The sequence below is a fragment of the Burkholderia sp. AU31652 genome (assembly GCF_002223155.1).
In the GTDB taxonomy this organism is placed as follows: domain Bacteria; phylum Pseudomonadota; class Gammaproteobacteria; order Burkholderiales; family Burkholderiaceae; genus Burkholderia.
In genome coordinates, this window is sequence record NZ_NKFG01000004.1 from 563,821 (window position 1) to 588,197 (window position 24,377).

Annotated in this window: 23 protein-coding genes; 14 read left to right on the forward strand and 9 right to left on the reverse strand. The window is 69.6% G+C overall.

The genetic code is table 11. The features are described from left to right. Window positions 1-107: 107 nt before the first annotated feature. Genes CFB40_RS15025 through CFB40_RS15040 form a run of 4 tightly spaced genes read left to right on the forward strand, consistent with a single transcriptional unit; the run spans window position 108 to window position 4,847 of the window. Window positions 108-905: a (Fe-S)-binding protein gene (locus tag CFB40_RS15025; protein ID WP_089431682.1), complete on the forward strand. Its 798-nt coding sequence runs from the start codon at window positions 108-110 to the stop codon at window positions 903-905. Beyond that, window positions 902-1,636, forward strand: coding sequence for a LutC/YkgG family protein (locus CFB40_RS15030; RefSeq protein WP_089431683.1), 735 nt, complete (start codon window positions 902-904; stop codon window positions 1,634-1,636). The genes CFB40_RS15025 and CFB40_RS15030 overlap by 4 nt, the downstream gene beginning before the upstream one ends. Continuing rightward, window positions 1,633-3,078 (forward strand): LutB/LldF family L-lactate oxidation iron-sulfur protein, encoded by a 1,446-nt coding sequence (locus tag CFB40_RS15035; protein WP_089431684.1) that lies wholly within the window; start codon window positions 1,633-1,635, stop codon window positions 3,076-3,078. Before CFB40_RS15030 ends, CFB40_RS15035 begins: the two co-directional genes overlap by 4 nt. Before the next feature lie 50 nt (window positions 3,079-3,128). Then, complete coding sequence (locus CFB40_RS15040) at window positions 3,129-4,847, forward strand: lactate permease LctP family transporter (protein WP_089431685.1); 1,719 nt, start codon at window positions 3,129-3,131, stop codon at window positions 4,845-4,847. A 75-nt stretch (window positions 4,848-4,922) separates the two neighbouring features. Here the strand turns inward: CFB40_RS15040 and CFB40_RS15045 are convergent. The 6 genes from CFB40_RS15045 to CFB40_RS15070 form a co-directional block, all read right to left on the reverse strand. Continuing rightward, window positions 4,923-6,283 (reverse strand): IS3-like element ISBam1 family transposase gene (locus CFB40_RS15045; RefSeq protein ID WP_089425429.1). Its coding sequence is split into 2 segments (ribosomal slippage): window positions 4,923-5,824 and window positions 5,824-6,283, totalling 1,362 coding nucleotides; the frame shifts between segments, so codons are not numbered across the junction. 118 nt (window positions 6,284-6,401) lie between these two features. Next, the gene (locus CFB40_RS15050) at window positions 6,402-7,163 is read right to left on the reverse strand and encodes a M48 family metallopeptidase (protein ID WP_089431686.1); all 762 of its coding nucleotides are present in this window, start codon (window positions 7,161-7,163) and stop codon (window positions 6,402-6,404) included. A gap of 196 nt (window positions 7,164-7,359) precedes the next feature. After that, window positions 7,360-8,142 carry a glycosyltransferase family 2 protein gene (locus CFB40_RS15055; RefSeq protein ID WP_069248854.1) on the reverse strand — a complete coding sequence of 261 codons (783 nt, stop codon included), beginning with the start codon at window positions 8,140-8,142 and terminating at the stop codon, window positions 7,360-7,362. Window positions 8,143-8,267: 125 nt separating this feature from the next. Next, a complete protein-coding gene (locus CFB40_RS15060; protein WP_089426327.1) occupies window positions 8,268-9,566 on the reverse strand; it encodes a chorismate transformation enzyme, FkbO/Hyg5 family in 1,299 nt (432 codons plus the stop codon). 87 nt (window positions 9,567-9,653) lie between these two features. Continuing rightward, a complete protein-coding gene (gene fabG, locus CFB40_RS15065) occupies window positions 9,654-10,370 on the reverse strand; it encodes a 3-oxoacyl-ACP reductase FabG (protein ID WP_089431687.1) in 717 nt (238 codons plus the stop codon). A 111-nt stretch (window positions 10,371-10,481) separates the two neighbouring features. Beyond that, entirely contained in the window at window positions 10,482-10,742 is a 261-nt protein-coding gene (locus tag CFB40_RS15070; RefSeq protein ID WP_039360173.1) for a phosphopantetheine-binding protein, read from the reverse strand. Window positions 10,743-11,314: 572 nt separating this feature from the next. On the opposite strand from CFB40_RS15070, the gene CFB40_RS15075 reads away from it, so the two are divergent. From CFB40_RS15075 to CFB40_RS15120, 10 genes are all read left to right on the forward strand, one after another. Beyond that, a complete protein-coding gene (locus tag CFB40_RS15075; RefSeq protein ID WP_089431688.1) occupies window positions 11,315-11,977 on the forward strand; it encodes a hypothetical protein in 663 nt (220 codons plus the stop codon). Between the two features lie 50 nt (window positions 11,978-12,027). Further along, window positions 12,028-13,776 (forward strand): acyl-CoA synthetase family protein, encoded by a 1,749-nt coding sequence (locus CFB40_RS15080; protein ID WP_089426329.1) that lies wholly within the window; start codon window positions 12,028-12,030, stop codon window positions 13,774-13,776. Next, window positions 13,773-14,756 (forward strand): LpxL/LpxP family acyltransferase, encoded by a 984-nt coding sequence (locus CFB40_RS15085; RefSeq protein WP_089426330.1) that lies wholly within the window; start codon window positions 13,773-13,775, stop codon window positions 14,754-14,756. Before CFB40_RS15080 ends, CFB40_RS15085 begins: the two co-directional genes overlap by 4 nt. Continuing rightward, window positions 14,753-15,409: an outer membrane lipoprotein carrier protein LolA gene (locus CFB40_RS15090; RefSeq protein ID WP_089426331.1), complete on the forward strand. Its 657-nt coding sequence runs from the start codon at window positions 14,753-14,755 to the stop codon at window positions 15,407-15,409. Before CFB40_RS15085 ends, CFB40_RS15090 begins: the two co-directional genes overlap by 4 nt. Then, window positions 15,409-17,886: an MMPL family transporter gene (locus CFB40_RS15095; RefSeq protein ID WP_089431689.1), complete on the forward strand. Its 2,478-nt coding sequence runs from the start codon at window positions 15,409-15,411 to the stop codon at window positions 17,884-17,886. Before CFB40_RS15090 ends, CFB40_RS15095 begins: the two co-directional genes overlap by 1 nt. Then, window positions 17,883-18,776, forward strand: coding sequence for a polysaccharide deacetylase family protein (locus tag CFB40_RS15100; RefSeq protein ID WP_089431690.1), 894 nt, complete (start codon window positions 17,883-17,885; stop codon window positions 18,774-18,776). Before CFB40_RS15095 ends, CFB40_RS15100 begins: the two co-directional genes overlap by 4 nt. Window positions 18,777-18,839: 63 nt before the next feature. Continuing rightward, window positions 18,840-20,051, forward strand: a complete 1,212-nt coding sequence (locus CFB40_RS15105) for a beta-ketoacyl-[acyl-carrier-protein] synthase family protein (protein WP_089431691.1) — start codon at window positions 18,840-18,842, stop codon at window positions 20,049-20,051. 8 nt (window positions 20,052-20,059) lie between these two features. Further along, the gene (locus CFB40_RS15110) at window positions 20,060-20,875 is read left to right on the forward strand and encodes a beta-ketoacyl synthase chain length factor (protein WP_089431692.1); all 816 of its coding nucleotides are present in this window, start codon (window positions 20,060-20,062) and stop codon (window positions 20,873-20,875) included. Continuing rightward, window positions 20,875-21,354, forward strand: a complete 480-nt coding sequence (locus CFB40_RS15115; protein ID WP_089426336.1) for a hotdog family protein — start codon at window positions 20,875-20,877, stop codon at window positions 21,352-21,354. Before CFB40_RS15110 ends, CFB40_RS15115 begins: the two co-directional genes overlap by 1 nt. Next, window positions 21,338-21,685, forward strand: a complete 348-nt coding sequence (locus CFB40_RS15120; RefSeq protein ID WP_089426337.1) for a hypothetical protein — start codon at window positions 21,338-21,340, stop codon at window positions 21,683-21,685. Before CFB40_RS15115 ends, CFB40_RS15120 begins: the two co-directional genes overlap by 17 nt. Before the next feature lie 87 nt (window positions 21,686-21,772). Here CFB40_RS15120 and CFB40_RS15125 read toward each other — a convergent pair whose 3' ends face one another. The 3 genes from CFB40_RS15125 to CFB40_RS15135 form a co-directional block, all read right to left on the reverse strand. Beyond that, window positions 21,773-21,979 carry a hypothetical protein gene (locus CFB40_RS15125; RefSeq protein WP_089426338.1) on the reverse strand — a complete coding sequence of 69 codons (207 nt, stop codon included), beginning with the start codon at window positions 21,977-21,979 and terminating at the stop codon, window positions 21,773-21,775. A 109-nt stretch (window positions 21,980-22,088) separates the two neighbouring features. Next, on the reverse strand, window positions 22,089-22,832 hold the full coding sequence (gene phbB, locus CFB40_RS15130; protein ID WP_089431693.1) for an acetoacetyl-CoA reductase: 744 nt from the start codon (window positions 22,830-22,832) through the stop codon (window positions 22,089-22,091). 217 nt (window positions 22,833-23,049) lie between these two features. Then, complete coding sequence (locus CFB40_RS15135; RefSeq protein WP_089431889.1) at window positions 23,050-24,231, reverse strand: acetyl-CoA C-acetyltransferase; 1,182 nt, start codon at window positions 24,229-24,231, stop codon at window positions 23,050-23,052. Window positions 24,232-24,377 lie beyond the last annotated feature (146 nt).

A 24,377-nucleotide genomic window follows, 5' to 3' on the forward strand; every position in this document is an offset into this window, starting at 1 on the left:
CGCGCCGATTGGCCCAACCAATTTGAGCTGCGGCGCCGTCGCGGGAATTATGCAGCGAAATCGTCGTCCCGCATCCTCATGCCGGGCCGTCGCCTCTGGAGCGAGACATGAACCAACGGCAGTACCCCGCCGCCCCCGCGCACGTCTACCTGTTCGCGACCTGCCTGGTCGACCTGTTCGTCCCCGAAGCCGGGCTCGACGCGGTCCGCCTGCTGGAACGCGAGGGCCTGACCGTCCACTATCCGCGCGGCCAGAGCTGCTGCGGGCAGCCGGCCTACAGCAGCGGCAATCCCGACGAGGCGCGCCGCGTCGCGGCCGCGCAGCTCGACCTGTTCGCCGAACCGTGGCTCGTGATCGTGCCCTCCGGCTCGTGCGGCGGCATGATCCGGCACCATTGGCCGGCGCTGTTCGCCGACGATCCCGTCCACGGCCTCAAGGCGCGGGCGATCGCGGAACGCACCTACGAACTCACCGAATTCCTCGTCCACGTGCTCGACGTGCGGCTCGATGCACTCACCGCGCCGGCCGGCGCCGACGAGCGCGTGGTGCTGCACACGTCGTGCGCGGCCCGCCGCGAGATGGGCACGCGTGTGCACGGCGTCGCGCTCGTCGACGCGCTGCCGGGCGTGACGCGCATCGAACACGAACGCGAATCCGAATGCTGCGGCTTCGGCGGCACGTTCTCGCTGAAGCACCCCGACATCTCCGGCGCGATGGTGCGCGACAAGGTCGCATCGGCCTGCGCGACGGGCTGCGATCGGCTCGTGTCCGCCGACTGCGGCTGCCTGCTGAACATCGGCCATGCGGCCGACCAATCCGGCGCGCCGCTGCCGGTCGAGCACCTCGCCAGCTTCCTGTGGCGGCGCACGGCCGGCGCCGCATCGCTGCGCGGAGACAAGCCATGAGCGCGCGCGACGCCATCCTCCAGCGGCTGCGCGCCGCCGCCCCGGGTGTCGCCGCCGAGGCCGCCGCCGCGCTCGACGCTCGCATCGACACGCATTACGACATGCGCCGCATGCAAACCGAAGCGGCACACGTTCCGCACGCACTTGCCCTCACGATGCAGGCCGCGCTCGCCGCGTCGCACGCGGACGTCTGGCGCGCGACCGGCGACGCATGGCCCGCGCAGCTCGCCGTGCGGCTCGCCGAGGCTGGCGTGCGCCGCCTGCTGCTCGACCCGGCCCGCGCCGAATCCGCTGCGCTCGCCCACGCGCTGCCCGACACGGTCGTGCCGGTGCCGTTCGACCGGCCGATCGACGCGTGGACGACCGAACTGTTCGACACGATCGATGCTGGCTTCACCGTTGCGCGCTCGGGCATCGCGGCCACCGGCACCGTCGTGCTCGCACCCGATGCCGGCACGCCGCGCACGGTGTCGCTGGTGCCGCCGCTGCACGTCGCGCTCGTTCACGCGAGCACGCTGCATCCTGACCTGCATGCGGCCGTGCACGCGGAGCGCTGGCACGCCGGCATGCCGACCAACCTCGTGCTGGTATCGGGCCCGTCGAAAACGTCCGACATCCAGCAGACGCTCGCCTATGGCGCGCACGGCCCGCGCCGCCTGTGGGTCGTGATCGTCACTGATACGGCCGCCGCCGGCCCGGCCGCCACCGCCAGCGAGGACCTCCCCCAATGAGCGACCACACCGTGCAATTCGTTGCCCCCGGCGACTTCAAGGCCCGCGCGCGCGCCGCGCTCGACGATCCCGCGCTGCGCAAGAGCTTTCGCGGCGCGATGGACTTCCTGCAAGGCAAGCGCGCGACGCAGTTCCCCGACGACACCGAGCTGCAACAGCTGCGCGACCTCGGCGAAGCCGTGCGGCAGCACGCGCTCGCGCAATTGCCCGCACTGCTCGAACGGCTGGAAACGAAGCTCACCGAAGCCGGCGTGCACGTGCACTGGGCCGAGACGGCCGCCGACGCGAACGCGATCGTGCTCGGCATCGCGCAGGCGAAAAAGGCGCGCCGCGTGATCAAGGGCAAGTCGATGGCGAGCGAGGAAATCGAGCTGAACCACGCCCTCGCGGAGCACGGCGTCGACTGCATCGAATCCGACATGGGCGAATTCATCGTGCAGCTCGCGGGCGAGAAGCCGTCGCATATCGTGATGCCGGCGATCCACAAGACGCGCGGCGACATCGCCGAGCTGTTCGAGGCACACATCCCCGGCACGCGCTACACCGAGGACGTCGACGAGCTGATCCAGACCGGCCGGCGCGCGCTGCGCCGCGCGTTCGCCGCGGCGGACATCGGCCTGTCCGGCGTGAACTTCGCGGCGGCCGACACGGGCACGCTGTGGCTGGTCGAGAACGAAGGCAACGGCCGCCTGTCGACGACGGTGCCCGACACGCACGTCGCGATCATGGGGATCGAGAAGGTCGTCGAGAAGCTCGAGCACATCGTGCCGCTGTCGAGCCTGCTCACGCGCTCGGCCACCGGCCAGGCGATCACGACCTACTTCAACCTGATCTCGGGCCCGCGCCGCGACGGCGAACGCGACGGCCCGCGCGAGCTGCATCTCGTGCTGCTCGACAACGGCCGCACGCAGGCCTACGCGGACGAGCAACTGCGCGCGACGCTGCAGTGCATCCGCTGCGGCGCTTGCATGAACCACTGCCCCGTCTATACGCGCATCGGCGGCCACGCCTACGGCACGACCTACCCGGGCCCGATCGGCAAGATCATCTCGCCGCACCTGCTCGGCCTCGACGCGACGGCCGACCTGCCGACCGCATCGACGCTGTGCGGGGCCTGCGGCGAGGTGTGCCCGGTGCGGATCCCGATCCCGCAACTGCTCGTGCGGCTGCGCACCGAAGCGAACCGCAAGCCTAACGAGCCCGTCGCGCATCCGCTGCGCGGCCAGGGCGCGAACTACAACCGAGCGGAAGACCTCGTGTGGCGCTTCTGGTCGGGGGCGTTCGCGCATCCGCGTGCGTACCGAGCGTTCCGCTGGACCGCGACGCGGCTGCGTGCGCTGACGCCGGCAAAACAGATGGGCTGGACGCAGCACCGCACGCCGCTCGAACCGGCGCCGCGCAGCCTGTCCGACCTGCTGCGCGCACGCGGCCAGCCCGAATAGCCGTTTCGTTTCTCAAGCCGTATCGACAAAAACCTATGGAGGAGACATCCATGCAAGCCTGGCATCAGATCTACACGCCGCTCAGCAGCCTCGGGCTGTCGGCGTTCGTCGCCGCAATCCCGATCATCTTCTTTTTCGTCGCGCTGGCCGCGCTGCGGCTCAAGGGCCACGTCGCCGCGGCGATCACGCTGCTGCTGTCGCTCGGCGTCGCGATCCTCGCGTACGGGATGCCCGTGCCGCAGGCGCTCGCGGCGGCCGGCTTCGGCTTCGCGTACGGCATCTGGCCGATCGCGTGGATCATCGTCGCGGCCGTGTTCCTGTACAAGATCGTCGTGAAGACCGGCCAGTTCGACATCATTCGCGCGTCCGTGCTGTCGATCACCGACGACCAGCGCCTGCAGATGCTGCTGATCGGCTTCTCGTTCGGCGCATTCCTCGAAGGCGCGGCCGGCTTCGGCGCGCCCGTCGCGATCACGGCGGCGCTGCTCGTCGGGCTCGGCTTCAAGCCGCTGCACGCGGCAGGACTGTGCCTGATTGCAAACACCGCACCGGTCGCGTTCGGCGCGATGGGCATTCCGATCATCGTCGCCGGGCAGGTGACGGGCATCGATCCGTTCCATATCGGCGCGATGGCCGGCCGCCAGCTGCCGCTGCTGTCGCTCGCGGTGCCGTTCTGGCTCGTGTTCATGATGGACGGGCTGCGCGGCGTGCGGCAGACCTGGCCGGCGGCGCTGGTCGCGGGCGGCAGCTTCGCGGTGACGCAATACTTCACGTCGAACCACATCGGGCCCGAGCTGCCGGACATCACGTCGTCGCTCGTCAGCCTCGTCGCGCTCGCCGCGTTCCTGAAGGTCTGGCAGCCGCGCACCGCGCAGCAGACGGCCGGCGGCCTCGTCGCGTCGGGCGGCGGCGCTGCGCTCGCGGGCTTCGGCGGCGCAGCTGCAGGCTCGCGCAACGGCTTCGGCACCGGCACGAGCCGGCAGGCGTCGCCGTACACGCTCGCGCAGACCGTGCGCGCATGGTCGCCGTTCCTGATCCTGACGGCCGTCGTCACGGTATGGAGCATCGCGCCGTTCAAGGCGCTGTTCGCCGCGCACGGCGCGCTCGCGTCGACCGTGCTGAAGTTCCATGTGGCGGGGCTCGACCAGCTCGTCGTGAAAACCGCGCCGATCGCCGTGACGCCGAAGGCGCTCGACGCGGTGCTGAAGATCGATCTCGTGTCGGCGGTGGGCAGCGCGATCCTCGTGACCGCGCTGATCTCGATGGCACTGCTGCGGATGAAGCCGCGCGACGCGCTCGTCACGTTCGGCGAGACGCTGAAGGAACTGACGCGCCCGATCCTGTCGATCGGCCTCGTGCTGGCGTTCGCGTTCGTCGCGAACTATTCGGGGATGTCGTCGACGCTCGCGTTGATGCTGGCCGCGACCGGCGCCGCGTTCCCGTTCTTCTCGCCGTTCCTCGGCTGGCTCGGCGTGTTCCTGACGGGCTCGGACACGTCGTCGAACGCGCTGTTCTGTTCGTTGCAGCAGGCCACGGCCCATCAGCTCGGCGTGCCCGAGACGCTCGCGGTGGCCGCGAACACGACGGGCGGCGTGACCGCGAAGATGATCTCGCCGCAGTCGATCGCGGTCGCCTGCGCGGCGACGGGCCTCGTCGGCAAGGAGTCGGAGCTGTTCCGCTTCACGGTGCGGCACAGCCTGCTGTTCGCGGTGATCGTCGGGTTGATCACGCTCGCGCAGGCGTACGTGCTGCCGGGGATGGTGCCGTAAGCGGCGCCCGCCCCAAAAACAAAACCCCACGCCCGGAAGTGAACTGACCCCGTAAAGTTGGACGGGTTATGACGGCTAGGGCTGAGAGGGCTGAGTTCTGTATTGCACGGGACTCAGCCCTTTTAGTTTCAGTTTGATGCGGTCGTGATTGTAGTAGTGGATGTAGCTTGCCAAGCCGGTTTGCAGTTCGTCCAGGTTGCGGAACCGATTCAGATGGAAGAACTCGGATTTCAGCGTGCCGAAGAAGCTCTCCATGGCGGCGTTGTCCAGGCAATTCCCTTTACGCGACATGCTTTGCGTGAGCGCTCGTTGCTGCAGTAGGCGGCGATACGCAGGCATCTGGTACTGCCAGCCCTGATCCGAATGCAAGAGAGGCCGCTCGTGTGACTTCAAGCGCGCCAATGCCTTGCGAAGCATTGCGCTGACCATCTCGAACGCCGGGCGCCTCGCGGTTTCATAAGCAATGATCTCGCCGTTGTACAGATCGAGCACTGGTGACAGGTACAGCTTCTGGCCACCCACGTTGAATTCCGTGACATCCGTTACCCACTTCTCATTCGGACGCTTTGCGTAGAACCGACGCTGTAAAACATGAGGTGCAACACGTCCGACGCTACCTTTGTAGGAGCGGTATTTCTTCGGGCGCACACAAGACTTCAGCCGCAACTCACCCATCAGACGCGCCACAGTCTTGTGGTTAATCACCTGTCCCAGATTACGTAGAGCGAGCGTGATGCGTCGATAGCCGTAGCGGCCCTTGTGCCGTTCGAACAGCGAGCAGATTCTTGCCCTTGTATCGGCATACTTGTCGGCTGCTCCGAGCAATTTCTGATGATAGTAGAACGTGCTGCGCGCCAAGCCGGCAACCTTCAACAAGCCCGCAAGCGGATATTGCTGCCTTAGCTCGAGCACGATTTGCGCTTTTTGCGTTGCGCTGATCGCTGCTGCGCTTGAGCCAAGGCTTCGAGCTTTTTTAAGTACGCGTTCTCCATGCGCAGGAAGTTCAACTCGTCGAGTAGTTCCTGTCGGGAGCGCGTATCGTCCTCGGGTAGCGGCGGTGGCGTGAGCGGTGGCTTGGGCATCTTCCTGGGGCGCCCCCGCTGGCGCGGCGACAGTGCGTCTATACCGCCTTCATCATACTGGCGTTTCCACTGGCCGATGGCCGTACGGTTCCTAATGTTGAAGCGTGCAGCCGTCTCACGCGCTGACAACCCTTCGCTACGCATTTGCTGCAGTACAAGCAACTTGAACTCTGCGCTGTAGCGCTCGCACTTCTTCTTCAAGCCTGCCGGACCATGTATGCGATGGGCCGCCACCCACTTGCGGATCGTCGCCTCATCGACGCCGTGGCGCTTGGACATCTCACGGAACCCAGCGTGGCCGGACTCGTACTCCTCTGCAATGGATACCTTGAACTGCTCCGTGTACTTGCTCATGAAAAACACCCCAAAGGTTGGATCGATGTCCAACTTTTGGGGTGCAGTTCACGGAAGAGCGTGGGGTTTTTCATGTCGCCGGTTGATCGCCCGCCGCGGCAGGCGACCGGTTGCGCGATCAGCTGCCCTTCGCGATGCGATCCTCGATGTGCTGCGCGCGGCTCGCCGACGACGGGTGCGAATCCATCATCGAGCTCTTGCCGCCGTCCAGCTTCGCGAGCTTCTGGAACGACGTGACCAGACCCTTCTGGTTCATGCCCTTCTGCTTGAGCAGGTCGAACGAGTAGTCGTCGGCCGCGCTTTCCTGCGACTGCGAGAACTGCGCATTGATGAACTTCTCGGTGATGTCGCCGAGCTGCGAGCTCGTCAGCGCCGCCACGCCCGGCGATGCCGCGCCGGCCGCGGTGCGCGCCGCGCTGACCGCGTAGGCCGTCTGCATCGCCTTCTTCGAGTGGCCCAGGGCAACGTGGCCCATTTCATGGCCGATCACGCCGCGCAGCTCGTCGTCGTTCATCATGTCCATCAGGCCGCTGTACACGCGCACGCAGCCGTTGCCCATCGCCCACGCGTTGACGTCCTTGGTCATGTAGACCTTGTAGTTGATCTTCTGGCTGTTCAGCGTCATGTCGCCGAAGCCCTTCATCACCTTCGTCAGGCGCTTCGCGTACGCGCTGTTCGCCGGCGCGATCTTCGATTCGGCATCGCTCGCCTTGCACGAGTCGTTCGACAGTGCGGCGATGTCGCTGTCCGACAGCGTCGCTGCCTTGTACAGGCTGGTCCCCGCCGACGTCAGGCTGTTCGCGTCAAGGCTCTGTACCCCGCCGCACGCGCTCAACAGAAACGCCACGCCACACGCTGCCACCGCTTTCTTGAGTTGCATCCCGGAATCCCTCGATAGTTGTATTTGGGAGCGGCGATTTTGCATAATCCGGCAGAAAATTACCAGATGTTTACATCAGATGACACGTTGATTACTCAACGAACAGGAACGAAGCGGCGCGTCGGCACGGGATTGACGACGGAAAACGGAGCAATCGCCGCAACCGGGCGACGACCGGAACGGGAAACGGGCAGGCTCAGGCCGTCTGGTCGTGGCGTCGCGTCAGCCGCCGCGCGACCAGCATCGGCAGCCGCACCGCGAAGCCGGTGAACAGGCGCAGGTGCATCCACGCGAGCAGCGCGTTGTCGCGACCGTAATGGAAGTGCGAGACGCCGCCCTCGTGGCGGCCGAAATAGCGCACCGGCGCGTCGATGCGGATCGGCCGCACGCCGGCCCAGCACAGCCGCACGGCCGCCTCGGGATCGAAGTCGAAGCCGCGCATCCACGGCTGGCGGCGCATGATCGCGGCCAGCGGCGCAACCGGATACACGCGAAACCCGTACAGCGAATCGCCGATCCCGGCCCACAGCGTCTCGAGGTCCGCCCACGCGTTCGACAGGCGGCGCCCCTGCACGCGCAACTGCGGCGCGCTCGCGTCGAACTTCGGCACGCCCAGCACCATCGCGTCGGGCGCGGCCTGCGACGCGGCCATGAACGCGGGAATCAGGTCGGCCGGATGCTGGCCGTCGGAATCCATCGTCAACACATGCGTGAAGCCGCTCGCGGCCGCCGCGTCGAGCCCGGCGAGCACCGCGGCGCCCTTGCCGCGGTTCTCCGGCAGCACGATCACGCGCAGCCCCGGGTCGCGCTCGGCCATCGCCTGCAACCGTTCGGCGCTGCCGTCGGTGCTGCCGTCGACGACGACCCACACCGGATTCCACTGCGCGCGGGCATTGCGCACGGTCGTGTCGACCTTGGCACCCGGGTTGTAGCTCGGAATCAGGACGAGATGGGTGGACGAGGCGTGCAGCTTGGACATGGAAACGGCCGATTGCGAAGACGAGGATCCTGACAAAAGTTTATGACTTGCCGGCGACCGTCGGCAGGCTTCGTCGACGTCGCCCGCGTGCGGGGCCGGTGGCTCGATCGTGAGGTTTTCCCGCTTCATGACAACCATGCCTCCTCATGACCCGCGCTGGCCTCGATCTCGACCAGCAGGTCGTCGCGGCACACGTCCGCATGAACGACGAGCGGCCGCACGCCGGGGCCGGCCGCCTCGCGCAACACGCGCTCGATCGCGGCCAGCGCCGCGGCATCGCCGGCGTCGCGCACGTAGACGCGATAGCTCAGGTCGGCGAGCGAGAACGGGCCGTGCCCCTGGCGCGCGGCCTGCTCGAGCACGGCGGCGAGGTTCGCGACCGTCTCGCGCGTTTGCGCGACGACGTCGCCGTGATGCACGGTGCGGTGCCCGACGATGCTCGCGGTGCCCGACACGAACAGCACCGGCGCGGCATCGCGTTGCGACCACGCGGCGGCACGCGCGAACGTCGGCGCACGCGGGCCGTACTCCGCCGGATAGTGATACGCGCTGACCTGGCGCGGGTTCTCGACCGGATCGGCCGGCGTGCGGCTCGCGAGGAAATGGATCGCGAGCGGCGCGGCCGGCGATGCATCGCCCGCGACCGGCACGACCGAGCCGAGCGCGCATGCGGCCGGCACGCCGCCCGTCAGCGCGCGGCGGCACGCATCGAACGCGTGCTGGCGGCCGATATTGAACTGACGATAGCGCTCGATCCCGAACTGCACCGCGTTGATCGCCGGCACGGTATTCCAGATGCGCAGCGGATGCGGCATGCCAAGCGAATCGAGCACGTCGAACAGCGTGCGGTATGCGTCGTGGGTCGCGCGTTCGAGCGGGGTGCCGATGTCGTGCGATTCATTCGCCTCGAGTGCTGCTTCGTGCACGACGATGCTGCCGAACACGAGGCCCGCCGTTTCGCTGTACCGATAGTGCAGCGCGCCGCGCCGTTCGCTGCGCAGGTCGCGCGCATGGCATTGCCAGATTTCGCAGACGGCGTCGTCCGGCGCGATGCCGGCGCCGAGCAGCGTCATCGGCACCGGGGCGACCGGCAAGTCGGGCACGACATCGGCCAGCATCCGTGCTGCCGCGTCCGCTCGTGATTCGGCGTGCGATGCCGTGTCCGCGCCAATGCACACCGCACCCAACGCGCCGGGAAACGCGCGCTCGAATCCATCGCCACGACCACGCGCATCGTGCAGCAACGCAGCGAGCCGCGCATGGCTCATCCGGACGAGCCGCAGTGCACCCTCGCTGTCGTGCGCGGGCGGCAAGCCCGATCGCGATGCGGCCGGCCCGGCCGCTGTCTGCCCGCGCACGACGGGCGCGGCAGAGGACGACAGGGAACACGGGCGCCGTTCGGCGTCGACTGGATGCACGGACACTTCGATTTCCTCACTATGCGGCGCAGGCCGCGCAACCTCGCGGCCTGCGCCGCGTTGCGTTACGTCACGCCGACGCTGCGCGCTTCGTCAGGCGAGCCCGCCGTTGACGGACAGCACCTGCCCCGTCACATAGGCCGCGGCGTCGGACACCAGGTACGCGACCATCGCCGCGACTTCGTCGGGCCGGCCCGCGCGCTGCGCGGGCACGAGCTGCTTGATGCGTTCCGCGGGAAACGCGTGCTCGGCCATCGGCGATTCGATGATGCCGGGCGCGACCGCGTTCACGGTGATGCCGCGCGACGCGAGCTCCAGCGACAGCGACTTCGTCGCGCCGATCAGCCCCGCCTTCGCGGCCGCGTAGTTGACCTGCCCGCGATTGCCGGTCACGCCGGCCACCGACGCGATGTTGACGATCCGGCCGCGCCGCGTGCGGATCATCGGCAACAGCAGCGGCTGCGTGACGTTGAAGAAGCCGTTGAGCGTCACGTCGAGCACGCTGTGCCATTGCCGGCGCGACATGCCGGCCAGCGGCGCATCGTCGTGAATGCCCGCGTTGTTGACGAGGATCTGCACCGGCGCATCGTCGATGAACGGCTGCAGCGCGGCGAGCGTCGCATCGGCGTCGGTCACGTCGAACGCGATCGCGTGCGCGGTGCCGCCGGCCGCGACGATCTGCTGCGCGACCGCCTCCGCCTGCGCGAGATGACGGTTCGCATGCACCCACACTTCATGGCCGGCCTGCGCGAGCGCCGTGCAGATCGCCTGCCCGAGTGCGCCGCTGCCACCCGTCACGAGAGCCCGCATCGAATTGCTCCGTTCATCGCGTTCCCCCTCGATCGACGCGGCCGCGTATCGTCTGCCGATTGCGGCCGCCTGCCGTCATCATCTGCGCGTCGCGCCCGTGGCGCGACACCGTCACTTCGTGCGGTGCGCGGCGACGTACGCCGCCAGTGCACCGAGCGTCGCAAAGATCTTCTGGTTGTCCGGATTGTCCGAACGCAGCTCGAAGCCGTATTTCTTCGAGATCAGCAGTGCGATTTCCAGGATGTCGATGGAGTCGAGCCCGAAACCCTCGCCATACAGCGGGGTCTCGGCCGTCACGGTTTCGAGCGTGACGTCTTCGAGATTCAATTCGCCGATGATCAGCGTGGCGAGCTCTTGTTCCAGTGCGTTCATCATGCGTGCGGGCAGGCGGCCCGTGGCAGCGGAAGGCGCCCGGAAACGGCTGTCGCCGTGCACGCCCGGCGCGTGCGAATCTCCGTCCCTCCGGCGTCTGCCGGCTTCCCCGCCTGCTTTATTGGGGGATTGTTTGTAAAAGTTACGCGGATTCTAGACGAACGGGTATCGGGCCGTATACCGCCAATGGTTACAGACTGGCGAGCCGGCTCCGCAGCCCGTTTCAGGACCTGAATGCATGAGACGCTTGAGCCGCTTTGGATGGAAATGGACCGACCCCGCGAAACCGTTCGTCCCGCGCCATACAATCGGTTACAAAACCCGTTCGCGCCCGCCCCGAACACGCGGTGCCGCGGCCCTAAAATGAGCGTGCCCGACCACCGGCCCGGACCTGCGTCCCGGCCGCCATTCATATGATGTTTGACGGCCCGACTACCGCGTCCGGCCACGATCCGCCCGATGTCGCCAGTCATGCCGCGCCCGTCCTTCCGCTCCGTTCCGGTTTGCCCGTCCGCCCGCTGCCGCCCGGCCGCCGGGCATGCGTTCGCGCGCCGTGTGCGCGGAGGCCGCCGATGAGCCGGCTGCTGCCCGTCGCGCCTGTCGCGCGCGGCATCGCCGCGGTCGGCGCCGTCGCGGCGTACCAGGCCGGCGCGCACTACGCGGCCGCGACACCCGGGGCGCACGGCTTCGGCCTCGCGATGGCACTGGTGCCGCCGCTGCTGCTCGCGCTCGGCGCGGCGCTGCGCTCGCCGCATCGCGCATGGCTCGTGCCGGCGTGGCTGCTTGCCGCCACCGTGCTGTGGGCCACACGCGTGCCGCTCGCCCGGCATTTCGAATGGGGCCTGTATCTGGAACACGCGAGTTTCAACCTCGCGATGGCGCTGCTGTTCGGCCGCACGCTCGCCGCCGGCCAGGTGCCGCTTTGCACGCGCTTCGCGACGATGATCCACGGCGCAATCACACCGGCCGTCGCGCGCTACACCCGGCAGATCACGCTTGCGTGGACGCTGTTCTTCGTCGCGATCGCCGCCGTGTCGACGCTGCTGTTCGCGACCGCGCCGATCGTCACGTGGTCGACGTTCGCGAACTACCTGTCGCTGCCGCTCGTCGCCGTGATGTTCGCCGCCGAGCATGCGTGCCGGCGCTTCGCACTGCCGCACGAGCCGCGGCCGCGCATGGTCGAGGCCGTGCGCGCGTATCGCGCGACGACGCACGCCTCGCAGGCGTCGCGATGAATTCACGGCCGGCGCGCCGCGCCGGCCTTCGCTCCCGTTTCGACCGATTTATGCCGACTCACCCGCTGGTTTTCCATTCGTCGCCGGACCAGACGATCGCCTGGCGCGACGGCGCGCCCGTCACCGTGCGCGCATTCGTCGCCGACGTCGCGCGCGTGGCCGCCGCGCTGCCCGCCGGCGGCCACGTGTTCAACGTGTGCCGCGACCGTTACCGCTTCGCGGTCAGCCTGTGCGCGGCACTCGTTGCCGGCAAGATCAGCCTGCTGCCGTCGACGCACACGCCGGAAATGGTGCGCCAGCTCGCATCGTTCGCGCCCGACGCGTTCTGCCTGCACGACGCACCCGACTGCGCGATCGACCTGCCGCGCTTCGCGTACCCCGATGCCGCCCCCGGCGCGCTCGCGAGCGATGCGCCGTTCGTCGTGCCGCAGATCGATGCGGCGCGGATCATGGCCTACGTGTTCACGTCCGGCTCGACCGGCGCGCCGGTGCCGCACCGCAAGACCTGGGGCTTCCTGGTCGGCTGCGTGCGCGCGGCAGCCGACCGCCTCGGGCTGCTCGATGGCCGCGCGGCCACGCTGATCGGCACGGTGCCCGCGCAGCACATGTACGGCTTCGAGTCGACGGTGCTGCTCGCGCTGATCGGCGGCCTCGCGTTCAGCAATCGCCAGCCGTTCTACCCGGTCGACATTCGCGACGAACTCGCTGCGATCCCGCAGCCGCGCGTGCTCGTCACGTCGCCGATCCATCTACGTGCGCTGCTGGCGGCCGGCCAGGCGCTGCCGCCCGCGGCGCTCGTGCTGTCGGCCACGGCGCCGCTGTCGGAAAAGCTCGCTTGCGAAGCCGAAGCCGCACTCGACGCGCCGCTCGTCGAGATCTACGGCAGCACCGAGACCGGCCAGATCGCGACCCGCCGCACGTCGCAAGGCGCGACCTGGGCGTTGTTCCCGGGCATCCGGCTCGACGCGCGCGACGAACCGGCGAGCGACGACGGCGAGCCGACGATCTGGGTGTCGGGCGGGCACGTCGAGGCGCCCGTGCCGATGGGCGATGCGCTCGAACTGCTCGGCGACGGCCGGTTCCTGCTGCACGGCCGCAAGGCCGACCTCGTCAACATCGCCGGCAAGCGCACGTCGCTCGCGTACCTGAACCATCAGCTCAATGCGATTGCGCAGGTGATCGACGGCGTGTTCTTCATGCCCGACGAAGCCGCGCCCGCCCACGCCGGTGCGGGCCTCGAACCGGTCACGCGCCTCGTCGCGCTGGTCGTCGCGCCGACGCTCGCGGCCGCCGATCTGCAGCGCGCGCTGCGCGAGCGGATCGATCCCGCGTTCATGCCGCGCCCGCTCGTGTTCGTCGACGCGCTGCCGCGCAACGAAACCGGCAAGCTGCCGCGCGACGTGCTCGCCGCGCTCGTTGCGCAACATGCGCGCACCGCAGCCGCGCCGACGCCCATCCGCAACCCGGCCGGCACGCCCGCGCCGGCGCTCGGGTTCACGATCCCCGCCGATCACCCGGCACTGCCCGGCCACTTCCCCGGCCATCCGGTCGTGCCGGGCGTCGTGCTGCTCGATCACGCAATCCATGCGATCGGTGCGGCGCTCGACCGTCCGCTGCACACGTGGCGGCTCGGGTCCGCGAAATTCCTGAGCCCGGTCGCACCCGGCGAACCGCTCGATCTCGCGTACGACGCCGCGGCGAGCGGTGCGATCCGCTTCACGCTGCGCGCCGGGGCGCGCGAGGTCGCAAGCGGCGTGCTGTCCGCGCCGCCGACCGCGCAGGATGGCGCGCAGCCATGAAGCGCACCGCGTGGGCCGAACGCCAGGAGCGCAGCAACGCAGGCTTGCTGCGCGCGATGACGTGGATCTCGCTGCGCTTCGGCCGGCAGCGCGCGCGCGTCGTGCTGCACCTGATCGCGACGTATTTCGTGCTGTTCTCGCCGGTCGCGTGCGCGGCGTCGCGCGACTACCTGCGCCGCGTGCTCGGCCGCCCCGCGCGCTGGCGCGACGTGTACCGGCACGTGTTCACGTTCGCGGCAACGATCCACGACCGCATCTACCTGATGAACGGACGCTTCGACCTGTTCGACATCCGGCTGCACGGTGAAACGCTCGTCGACGACGCGCTCGCGGGCGGACGCGGCGCGTTCCTGATGGGCGCCCATCTCGGCAGCTTCGAGGTCGTGCGCGCGATCGGCCGCACGCACCCGGACCTGCGCGTGGTCGTGACGATGTACGAGAAGAACGCGCGCAAGATCAACGCGACGCTAGCGGCGGTGAATCCCGCCGCGCAGCCGGAAGTGATTCCGCTCGGGCAGGTCGACTCGATGCTGAAGGTGCGCGAGCGCCTCGACGCGAACTGCATGGTCGGCATGCTCGCCGACCGCACGCTGCTCGACGACGCGGCCGCGTCGCTGCGCCGGCTGCCGCTGCTCGGCGCGCCGGCCGCGTTCCCGCTCGGGCCGCTCTACATGGCCGCGATGTTGAAGCGCCCGGTGATCTTCATGACGGGCCTCTATCGCGACGGCAACCGCTACGATGTGCACTTCGAGACGCTCGCCGATTTCTCCGACGTGCGGCGCGACGCGCGCGCGGCGGCCGTCGACGCGGCACTCGCGCGCTACGTCGCGCTGCTCGACCGGTACTGCCGCGCGGCGCCGTACAACTGGTTCAACTATTTCGACTTCTGGCAAGGCGGCGATGCCGCGACCGTGACCGTTCGCAGCGACACTGCGTGCGCCGGTGCCGGCCTGTCCGCCACGAGGGATTCCGACGCATGACCGCCGTTCGCCGCTGCCTGCCCACGCTTCCGTCCGCGCTGCGCCGCGCCGTCCGCACGCTGGCCGTCACCGTCGCGGCAACCGCCGCCATGACCGCGCTGGCTGCCGCGCCCGCGCAGGCGGCCGACACGGCACCGGCGTGGAACCTCGACCGGTTGATGTCGACGCTTGCGCAACACAAGTCAGGGCGCGCGACGTTCACCGAGACAAAGTACCTGTCGATCGCGACGCAGCCGGTCGAATCATCCGGCGAACTCGTATTCGTCGCGCCCGACCATCTCGAGAAGCACACGCTGAGCCCGAAGCCCGAACACCTCGTCGTCGATGGCGACATGCTCACCGTCGAGCGCAACAACCGCAAGTTCACGCTCGCGCTCGCACGCTATCCGGAACTCGGCGCGTTCATCGACAGCATCCGCGCGACGCTCGCCGGCAACCGCTTCGCGCTCGAACAGGTGTACAAGGTCGCGCTCGCCGGGCGCGGCGACGACTGGACGCTGACGCTCACGCCGCTCGACTCGCGGATGCTGAAGGTCGTCAGCACGATCACGCTCGACGGCACGCGCGACGTGTTGCGCAGCGTCGCGATCCGGCAGGCCGACGGCGACCGTTCGGTGATGCGGCTGCAGCCCGTTCCGGCGAACCCGAACTGATGGACGAACGCACCCGCCCCCTCGCGTCACCGGTCGCACGCCGCCTGCATGCGCTGCGGCAGCGCGCGGTGCTCGTGTGGCTGCTCGCGCTCATCGCGTGCGGCATCGCGATCGGGCGCGCGCACTTCACGGCCGACCTGTCCGCGTTCCTGCCGAGCGCGCCGAGCGCCGGGCAGCGCGTGCTCGTCGACCAGTTGCGCGACGGCGTCGTGTCGCGGCTGATCCTGGTCGCGATCGACGGCGGCGATGCCACGACGCGCGCCGCGCTGTCGCGACGCGTCGCCGGCGCGCTGCGCACCGATCCGCAATTCGCGGCCGTTCACAACGGCGAAGCCGCGAACGACGCGCGCGATCGCCAGCTCATCTTCGATCACCGCTACCTGCTGAGCCCCGCCGTCACGCCGCAGCGCTTCAGCGCCGCCGGCCTGCATCAGGCGCTCGGCGACAGCCTCGACCTGCTGAGTTCGTCGGCCGGCCTCGTGGCCAAGGCGATGCTGCCGCGCGACCCGACCGGCGAAGTTGCCACGCTCGTCGACCAGTTCGACAGCGCGGCGGAACCGGCGAGCCGCGACGGCGTGTGGGCGTCGCGCGACGGCACGCGCGCGGTGCTCGTCGTGCAGACGGCCGCCGCCGGTTCCGATACCGACGCGCAGGCCCGCGCGATCGACTCCGTGCGCCGCGCGTTCGCCGCCGCGCAGCAGGCCGTGCCGAACGCCGCCGCGACCACGCTCGCGATGACGGGCCCCGGCGTGTTCTCGGTCGACACGCGCGACACGATCCGGCACGACGTCGAGCGGCTGTCGACGGCGAGCGTCGTGCTGATCGTCGCGCTGCTGCTGACGCTGTACCGTTCGCCGCGCACGCTCGCGCTCGGCTTGCTGCCGGTGCTGACGGGTGTCGCTGCGGGCATCGCGGCGGTCAGCCTCGCGTTCGGCACGGTTCACGGGCTGACGCTCGGCTTCGGCACGACGCTGATCGGCGAAGCCGTCGACTATTCGATCTACCTGTTCGTGCAATCGGCGCAGGCCGGCACGCGCGGCACGGCGCGCCCGGCCGACGCGCCGCGCGCATGGGTCGCCGCGTACTGGCCGACGATCCGGCTCGGCGTGCTGACGTCCGTGTGCGGGTTCGCGTCGATGCTGTTCTCCGGATTCCCGGGCCTCGTGCAGCTCGGGCTGTATTCGATCGTCGGGCTGGCGGCCGCCGCGCTCGTCACGCGCTTCGTGTTGCCGCACCTGCGCGGCGAGCATGTCGCGATCCGCGACGTGTCGCGCGTCGGCGCCGTGCTCGCGCGTGCGGCCGACGCCGCGCCGCGGCTGCGCTGGCCGCTCGCCGTGCTGGTGATCGCCGCCGTCGCGACGCTCGTGCTGCATCGCGACGGTTTGTGGAGCCGCGAACTCGCCGCGCTCAGCCCCGTGCCGGCGCAAGCGCAAGCGCTCGACGCGCGGCTGCGCGCCGATGTCGGCGCACCCGATGTGCGCTATCTCGTCGTGATTTCCGCATCGACCGAACAGGCCGCGCTCGAAGGCGCCGAAAAGGTGGCCGCGCAATTGCAGCCGCTGGTCGACCGGGGCGCACTCGCCGGCTTCGAAAGCCCTGCGCGCTACCTGCCGAGCGAGGCCGCACAGCGCGCGCGCCAGGCGAGCCTGCCGGATGCCGGGGTGCTCGCCGCGCGGATGCGCGACGCCGTCGCGAACCAGCCGATCGCGGTCAAGCCCGACCTGTTCGCACCGTTCATCACCGATGTCGGGGCCGCGCGCCACGCACCGCTGCTGACGCGCGCGGACTTGCGCGGCACGTCGATGGCGCTTGCCGTCGATGCGCTGCTGACCGAACGCGACGGCCGCTGGAGCGCGATGCTGCCGCTGCGCGCGCCGGACGCCGCCCGCACCGCGCAACCGGCATCGAGCCTCGATGCCACGCCGATTCGCGAAGCCGTCGCCCGCGCGGGCGTGCCCGATGCGCTGTTCGTCGACATGAAGGCGGAAGCCGATCGCCTGTACGTGAGCTATGTGCACGAGGACCTCCGGCTGTCGCTCGCGGGTTTTGCCGCGATCGCCGTGCTGCTGCTGATCGCACTGCGCTCGCCGCGCCGCGTCGTGCACGCGCTCGCGCCGCTCGTCGCGGCCGTGCTGGTCGTGACGGCCGGATTCGCGCTCGCCGGCGTGCAGCTGACGATCCTGCATCTCGTCGGGATGCTGCTGATCGTCGCGGTCGGGTCGAACTACGCGCTGTTCTTCTGCAAGCGCGACGACGCGCAGCCCGTCACGCCGTACACGCTCGTGTCGCTGCTGATCGCGAACCTCGCGACGGTCGCCGGCTTCGGGCTGCTGGCGCTGTCACGCGTGCCGCTGCTCGAAACCTTCGGGCTGACCGTCGGCCCGGGCGCGATGCTCGCGCTCGCGTTCGCGGCGATTCTCGCGCCGCGCGCGGCTGACGGTATGGCCATCAACCGTCATCGAGGAGGCCGCGCATGAACGCGCCGTCGTCCGCCCCGTCGCGACAGCCCGGCGATACGCGCCGCTGGAAGCCGACGCCGCTGATCGCGGGCACGGCCGCGCTGCATGCGGGCGCGGCGGCGGCCGTCGTCGCTCAGCCGGCCGCATGGCCGTGGGCGGTCGGCGGCGTGGTCGCGTCGCATCTCGCGCTGACCGCCGCCGGCCTGTGGCCGCGCAGCACGCTGCTCGGCCCGAACTGGACGCGCCTGCCGGCCAACGCTGGCCGCCGCATCGCGCTGACGATCGACGACGGCCCGGATCCGGACGTCACGCCGCGCGTGCTCGACCTGCTCGACCGTTACGATGCGCGCGCGACGTTCTTCTGCATCGGCGATCTCGCGCGCCGTCATCCGCGCTGGATCGAGGCGATCGTCGCGCGCGGTCACGCGGTCGAGAACCACAGCCAGCGGCACCGCCATACGTTCTCGCTGTCGGGGCCCGCCGCGCTGCGACGCGAGATCGCGGCCGCGCAGCAGACGCTGACCGAGCTCACCGGCACGCGCCCGCTGTTCTTCCGTGCGCCGGCCGGCCTGCGCAACCCGTTTCTCGAGCCGGTGCTGTGCGAACTCGGCCTGCAGCTGGCGAGCTGGACGCGGCGCGGCTTCGACACACGCACGCGCGATGCGGCGACCGTCACGCGCCGCCTGCTGCACGGCCTCGCGGCGCGCGACATCCTGCTCGTGCACGACGGCCACGCGGCGCGCGATGCGCGCGGCGAACCGGTCGTGCTCGACGTGCTGCAAGCGGTGCTGCGCGCGGCCGCCGATGCGCAATTGCACTGGACCACGCTGCGCGCGGCGCTCGCGCCGCAGCCGCCCGGCGGGCCGGGTGAGCCGGCCAATTCGGCACCCCCGTTTGATAAAATCTGACCTCGAACGGCGCGCCTGCCAGCCCTGCTGCGGCGCCCGTTCCGGCCACCGGATGCGACCCTCGTGAAACCTCTCCTGCTCTCGCACTTCACCGCCACCAGCTGCATCGGCCGCGGCCTCGATGCGACCCTCGATGCGCTGCGCGACGCGCGCGGCGGGCTCACACCCTGCCACTTCGAAGATGTGGATCTCGACACGTGGATCGGCGCGGTGGACGGCGTCGATGCGCAGCCCGTGCGGGCCGACCTCGCCGACTTCGCGTGCCGCAACAACCGCCTCGCGCAACTCGGCCTCACGCAGGACGGCTTCGACGCACGCGTCGCGGCGGCCGTCGCGCGCTATGGGGCGGCACGCGTCGGCGTGTTCATCGGCACGAGCACGGCCGGCATCCTCGAAACCGAGCACGCATACCAGCGCCGCGATCCGGCGAGCGGCGCGCTGCCCGCCGACTTCCGCTACGCACAGACGCACAACCCGTATTCGCCGGCCGCGTTCGTGCGCGCGTTTTTCGCGCTGCGCGGGCCGGCGATGGCGATTTCGTCCGCGTGCTCGTCCGGCGCGAAAGTGTTCGGCTCCGCGCGCCGCATGATCGAGGCGGGCTTGATCGACGCGGCCGTCGTCGGCGGCGTCGATTCGCTGTGCCTGACGACGCTGTACGGCTTCAATTCGCTCGAGCTGCTGTCGCGCCAGCCGTGCCGGCCGTTCGACGTCGCGCGCGACGGCATCTCGATTGGCGAAGCCGCCGCGTTCGCGCTCGTCGAACGCATGCCCGACCCGCCCGTCGCACTCGACGCCGATGCGATCCTGCTGCTCGGCATCGGCGAATCGAGCGACGCGCATCACATGTCGTCGCCGCATCCGGACGGGCTCGGCGCACGCGTCGCGATCGAGCAGGCGCTTGCATCCGCCGGCCTGGGTGCAACCGACATCGACTACGTGAACCTGCACGGCACCGCGACGCCGAGCAACGACGCGGCCGAAAGCCGCGCGATCGGCGCGCTGTTCGCCAGCACGCCGTGCAGCTCGACGAAGGGCGCGACCGGCCATACGCTCGGCGCGGCGGGTGCGCTCGAGGCCGTCGTCGCCGCGCTCGCGCTGCGCGAGCAGTTCGTGCCGGCCGGCGTCAACACGACACAGCCCGACCCGGCACTCGCCGCCGACTACGTGCTCGCGAGCCGCGATACCCGCGTGCGCGCCGTCCTGTCCAATTCGTTCGGCTTCGGCGGCACGAATTGCAGCCTGATCCTCGGCCGCGCCGACCACGCCCGCCGTTGAGGCCCGCCATGACACTCACCGCCTTCATCGAAAGCATCGGCCTCATCGGGCCCGGATTGAGCGACTGGCCGCACGCGGCCGACGTGCTCGCGGGCCGCGTGCCGTATGCGCCCGCCCGCACCGAGCTGCCGCCGCCGGCCGGCCTGCCGTCGGCCGAGCGCCGCCGCACCGGCCCCGTCGTGCGCGTGGCGCTCGCGGTCGGCCACGAAGCGGTGGCCGCGAGCGGACGCGACGCCGCGACGCTCGCAACCGTGTTCAGTGCGTCGGGCGGTGACGGCCAGAATTGCCACGCGATCTGCGAGACGCTGGCGGGCGACGATCGCCAGCTGTCGCCGACGCGCTTCCACAACTCCGTGCACAACGCGCCTGCCGGCTACTGGAGCATCGCGACCCGCGCGATGGCGACGTCGAACGTGCTGTGCGCGCACGACGGCAGCTTTGCCGCGGGCCTGCTGGAAAGCCTGTGCCAGGTCGTGGTCGATCGCGTGCCGACCCTGCTGATCGCGTACGACACCGACTATCCGGAACCGCTGCACGCGGTACGCCCGATCGATGACGCGTTCGGCGTGGCACTCGTGCTCGCGCCCGAAGCAAGCGAGCGCGCGCTCGCCCGCATCGACGTGCAGCTCGCCGACGCGCCCGCCACGCCGCTCGCGCGTGCCGAACTCGACGCACTGCGCGCCGGCAATCCGGCCGCGCGCGTGCTGCCGCTGCTCGGCGCCATCGCCGCGCGACGTTCGACGCGCGTCGTGCTCGACTACCTGGCCGATACGCGCGTGCAGGTCGACGTCGCGATGCCGGATACGTTCGCGGAGCGCGCGTGATGACCGCGACGATCCCGCTCGCGCCGCCGCTCGACCATGCATGGATCGCCGCGCACATTCCGCACGGCGGCGCGATGTGCGTGCTCGATACGGTCGATGCCTGGGATGCCGCCCAAATCCGCTGCACCGCGACGAGCCACCGTGATCCGCACAACCCGCTGCGCTCGCACGGACGGCTTGCCTCCGTCTGCGGGATCGAATACGCGGCGCAGGCGATGGCCGTGCACGGCGCGCTGCTCGGTGCGCACGAAGCGCGCCCGCGCGTCGGCTATCTGGCGAGCGTGCGCAACGTCGACGCATTCGTCGACCGGCTCGACACGTTCGCGCAGCCGCTCGTCGTCGAAGCGGAACGCGTGAGCGGCGACGCCCGCTCGGTGCTGTACGGCTTCGCACTGCGCTGCGGCGATCGCGTGCTGCTGTCCGGCCGCGCCGCGGTGATGCTCGACGCGTTGGCAGCCGGCGATGCGAATCCTCGATGAAGCCGCTTACTCAAGAGAAGGAAACCAGGTCGTGAAAGTTCGTCAGTTCATTGGCACCGCGCTCGTTCTGGCGCTGATCAGCCCGATCGCGCACGCGGACATGTCGGAAGTGAAGCAGGACATCAAGCGCGATTCGAAGGAAGCCGCGCACAAGACCGGCGAGGCGGCCCGCAGCTTCGGCCACGCGACCGCGAGCGCCGCGAAGGCGGTCGGGCACGGGGTCGCACACGCATCGCGCGAAGGTTGGGATGCCACCAAGCGCACGACGAAGCGGATCTTCCACAAGAACGACTCGGGCGAGTCGGGCGGAAAGAGCGAAAAGAACGATTGATCAAGTGCATCGCGCGCATCGCCGGAGGCATGCGCGCGATGCACGACCGCTCGTCAAGCGAGACGCGTCACTGCCTCGATGCCGCCGTCAGCGCGCGCCGCGCAGGCGGCGTGCCGGCCGGGCCCGCCCGCGTGCGAAGCACCTGCCGTACGCGACGAGCGAGCAATCGCGATGATCGAAGTTCCGCAGCAGCCGCGCACGGCGCCGCTCGAGCCAGTAGAGCGAGACTGTCATCGTCAGCGCGACGGCCAGTGCCGTGCCGCCGATCACAAGTCCCATCCAGGTATCGCCCATGCCTTCTCCGGAATGCGAAGCCGAAGCGGCGCGCCTGCCGCCGCCCTGGCACTGGATAGTGCGGAACGCAAGCCCGGCAGGTGCGCGCACGCCGCCGGGCCGCCACGCGTCAATGCATGTGCTGGCCGCCGTTGATCGCGATGTTGGAGCCCGTCACGAAGCCGGCCTCCTCCGAGCACAGGTAAGCCACCAGCGCCGCGACTTCCTCGGGCTTGCCGAGCCGGCCCGCCGGAATCTGCGGGAGGATCTTCGAGTCGAGGATGTCCTGCGGGATCGCCGTGACCATCTTCGTCGCGAGGTAGCCCGGCGACACCGTGTTCACCGTCACGCCCTTGCGCGCGATCTCGAGCGCGAGCGATTTCGTGAAGCCGTGCATGCCGGCCTTCGCGGCCGCATAGTTGGTCTGGCCGACCGAACCCTTCGAACCGTTCACCGACGAGATGTTGACGATGCGGCCCCAGCCGCGCTCGACCATGCTTTCGCACACCGGCTTCGTCATGTTGAACACGGAATCGAGGTTGGTGCGGATCACCGCATCCCAGTTGACCTTGTCGAGCTTGCGCAGCGTCATGTCGCGCGTGATGCCCGCGTTGTTCACGAGAATGTCGACCGGGCCGACGTCCCGAGCGATCCTCTCGATGCATTGCTGGCACGAATCGTGATCGGCCACGTCCACCGGGTACGCGTGGAACTCACGGCCGGCCGCATGCATCTCGGTCAGCCAGCGGTCCGCGCCGGTGTTGTTCGGCGAATACGTGACGACTACCCGGTGGCCCGCGTCGTTCAACCTGATGCTGACCGCTTCGCCGAGGCCGCCCATTCCACCAGTCACTACTGCAATTCGCTTAGTCATCCTATTAATTACCGACAAAAAAGTAATCGATCAAGGCGGAGCGGCGGCGTCGCTCACGCTGCCGCCCCACCGCTTCGATGCGCAGCCGCCCGCGTCGCGGGTGCGGCACGCACCGGCACCTCGCGCTTGTTGTTGACTGCTTGTCGTGCGCGAAAACCGCTTCGCCCGCGTGCGGCGCCGGCCGGCGCCGCACACGGAACGCGTCGTCAGACCCTGCTCAGGCGCGCTCGACCGCGAGCGCGACACCCATCCCGCCGCCGATGCACAGCGACGCCAGCCCGCGCTTCGCATCGCGCTTGGCCATCTCGTGCAGCAGCGTCACCAGGATCCGGCAGCCCGACGCGCCGATCGGGTGGCCGATCGCGATCGCTCCGCCGTTCACGTTCACCTTCGACGTGTCCCAGCCCATCTGCTTGTGCACCGCCAGCGCCTGCGCCGCGAATGCCTCGTTGATCTCCATCAGGTCCAGGTCGCCCGGCGTCCAGCCCGCGCGCTCCAGGCACCGGCGCGATGCCGGCACCGGGCCCATCCCCATCACGCTCGGATCCACGCCCGCGTTCGCATACGCCTTGATCCGCGCCAGCGGCGTCAGGCCGAGTGCCGCCGCCTTCTGCGCCGACATCACCAGCACCGCCGCCGCGCCGTCGTTCAGCCCCGACGCGTTCGCCGCCGTTACCGAGCCGTCCTTCGAGAACGCCGGCTTCAGCCCGGCCAGCGATTCCGCCGTCACGCCGTGACGCACGAATTCATCGGTGGCGAACTGCAGCGGCTCGCCTTTGCGTTGCGGAATCGCCACCGGCACGATTTCATCGTCGAAGCGGCCGGCCTTCTGCGCGGCTTCCGCCTTGTTCTGCGACAGCGCCGCGAACGCGTCCTGCTCTTCGCGCGTGATCCCGTATTCCTTCGCGACGTTCTCCGCCGTGATGCCCATGTGGTACTGGTTGTACACGTCCCACAGGCCGTCGACGATCATCGTGTCGACCAGCTTCGCGTCCCCCATCCGGAAGCCGTCGCGCGAGCCCGGCAGCACGTGCGGCGACGCGCTCATGTTCTCCTGGCCGCCCGCGATCACGATCTCCGCATCGCCCGCGACGATCGCGTTCGCCGCCAGCATCACGGCCTTCAGGCCCGAGCCGCACACCTTGTTGATCGTCATCCCCGGCACTGCCGTCGGCAGCCCGGCCTTGATCAGCGACTGCCGCGCCGGGTTCTGCCCGGAACCGGCCGTCAGCACCTGGCCCATGATCACTTCGCTGACCTGCTCGGGCTTCACGCCCGCACGCTCCAGCACCGCGCGGATCACCGTCGCGCCCAGCTCGGGCGCCGCAATCTTCGCAAGCGAACCGCCGAATTTGCCGACCGCGGTCCGCGCGGCCGATACGATCACTACATCCGTCATGTCCAGTTCCTGCATCGAAATCAGTTCGTCGTTTTGACGCCGGCGCGTGCCGGCCTCGGCTGGCGATCGCGCATCCCGGGCCATTCGGCGCGATAGCGATCGCACGCCGCCGTAGGGCGCGCGGCGCCCGTTCGAACGGGCGGCAC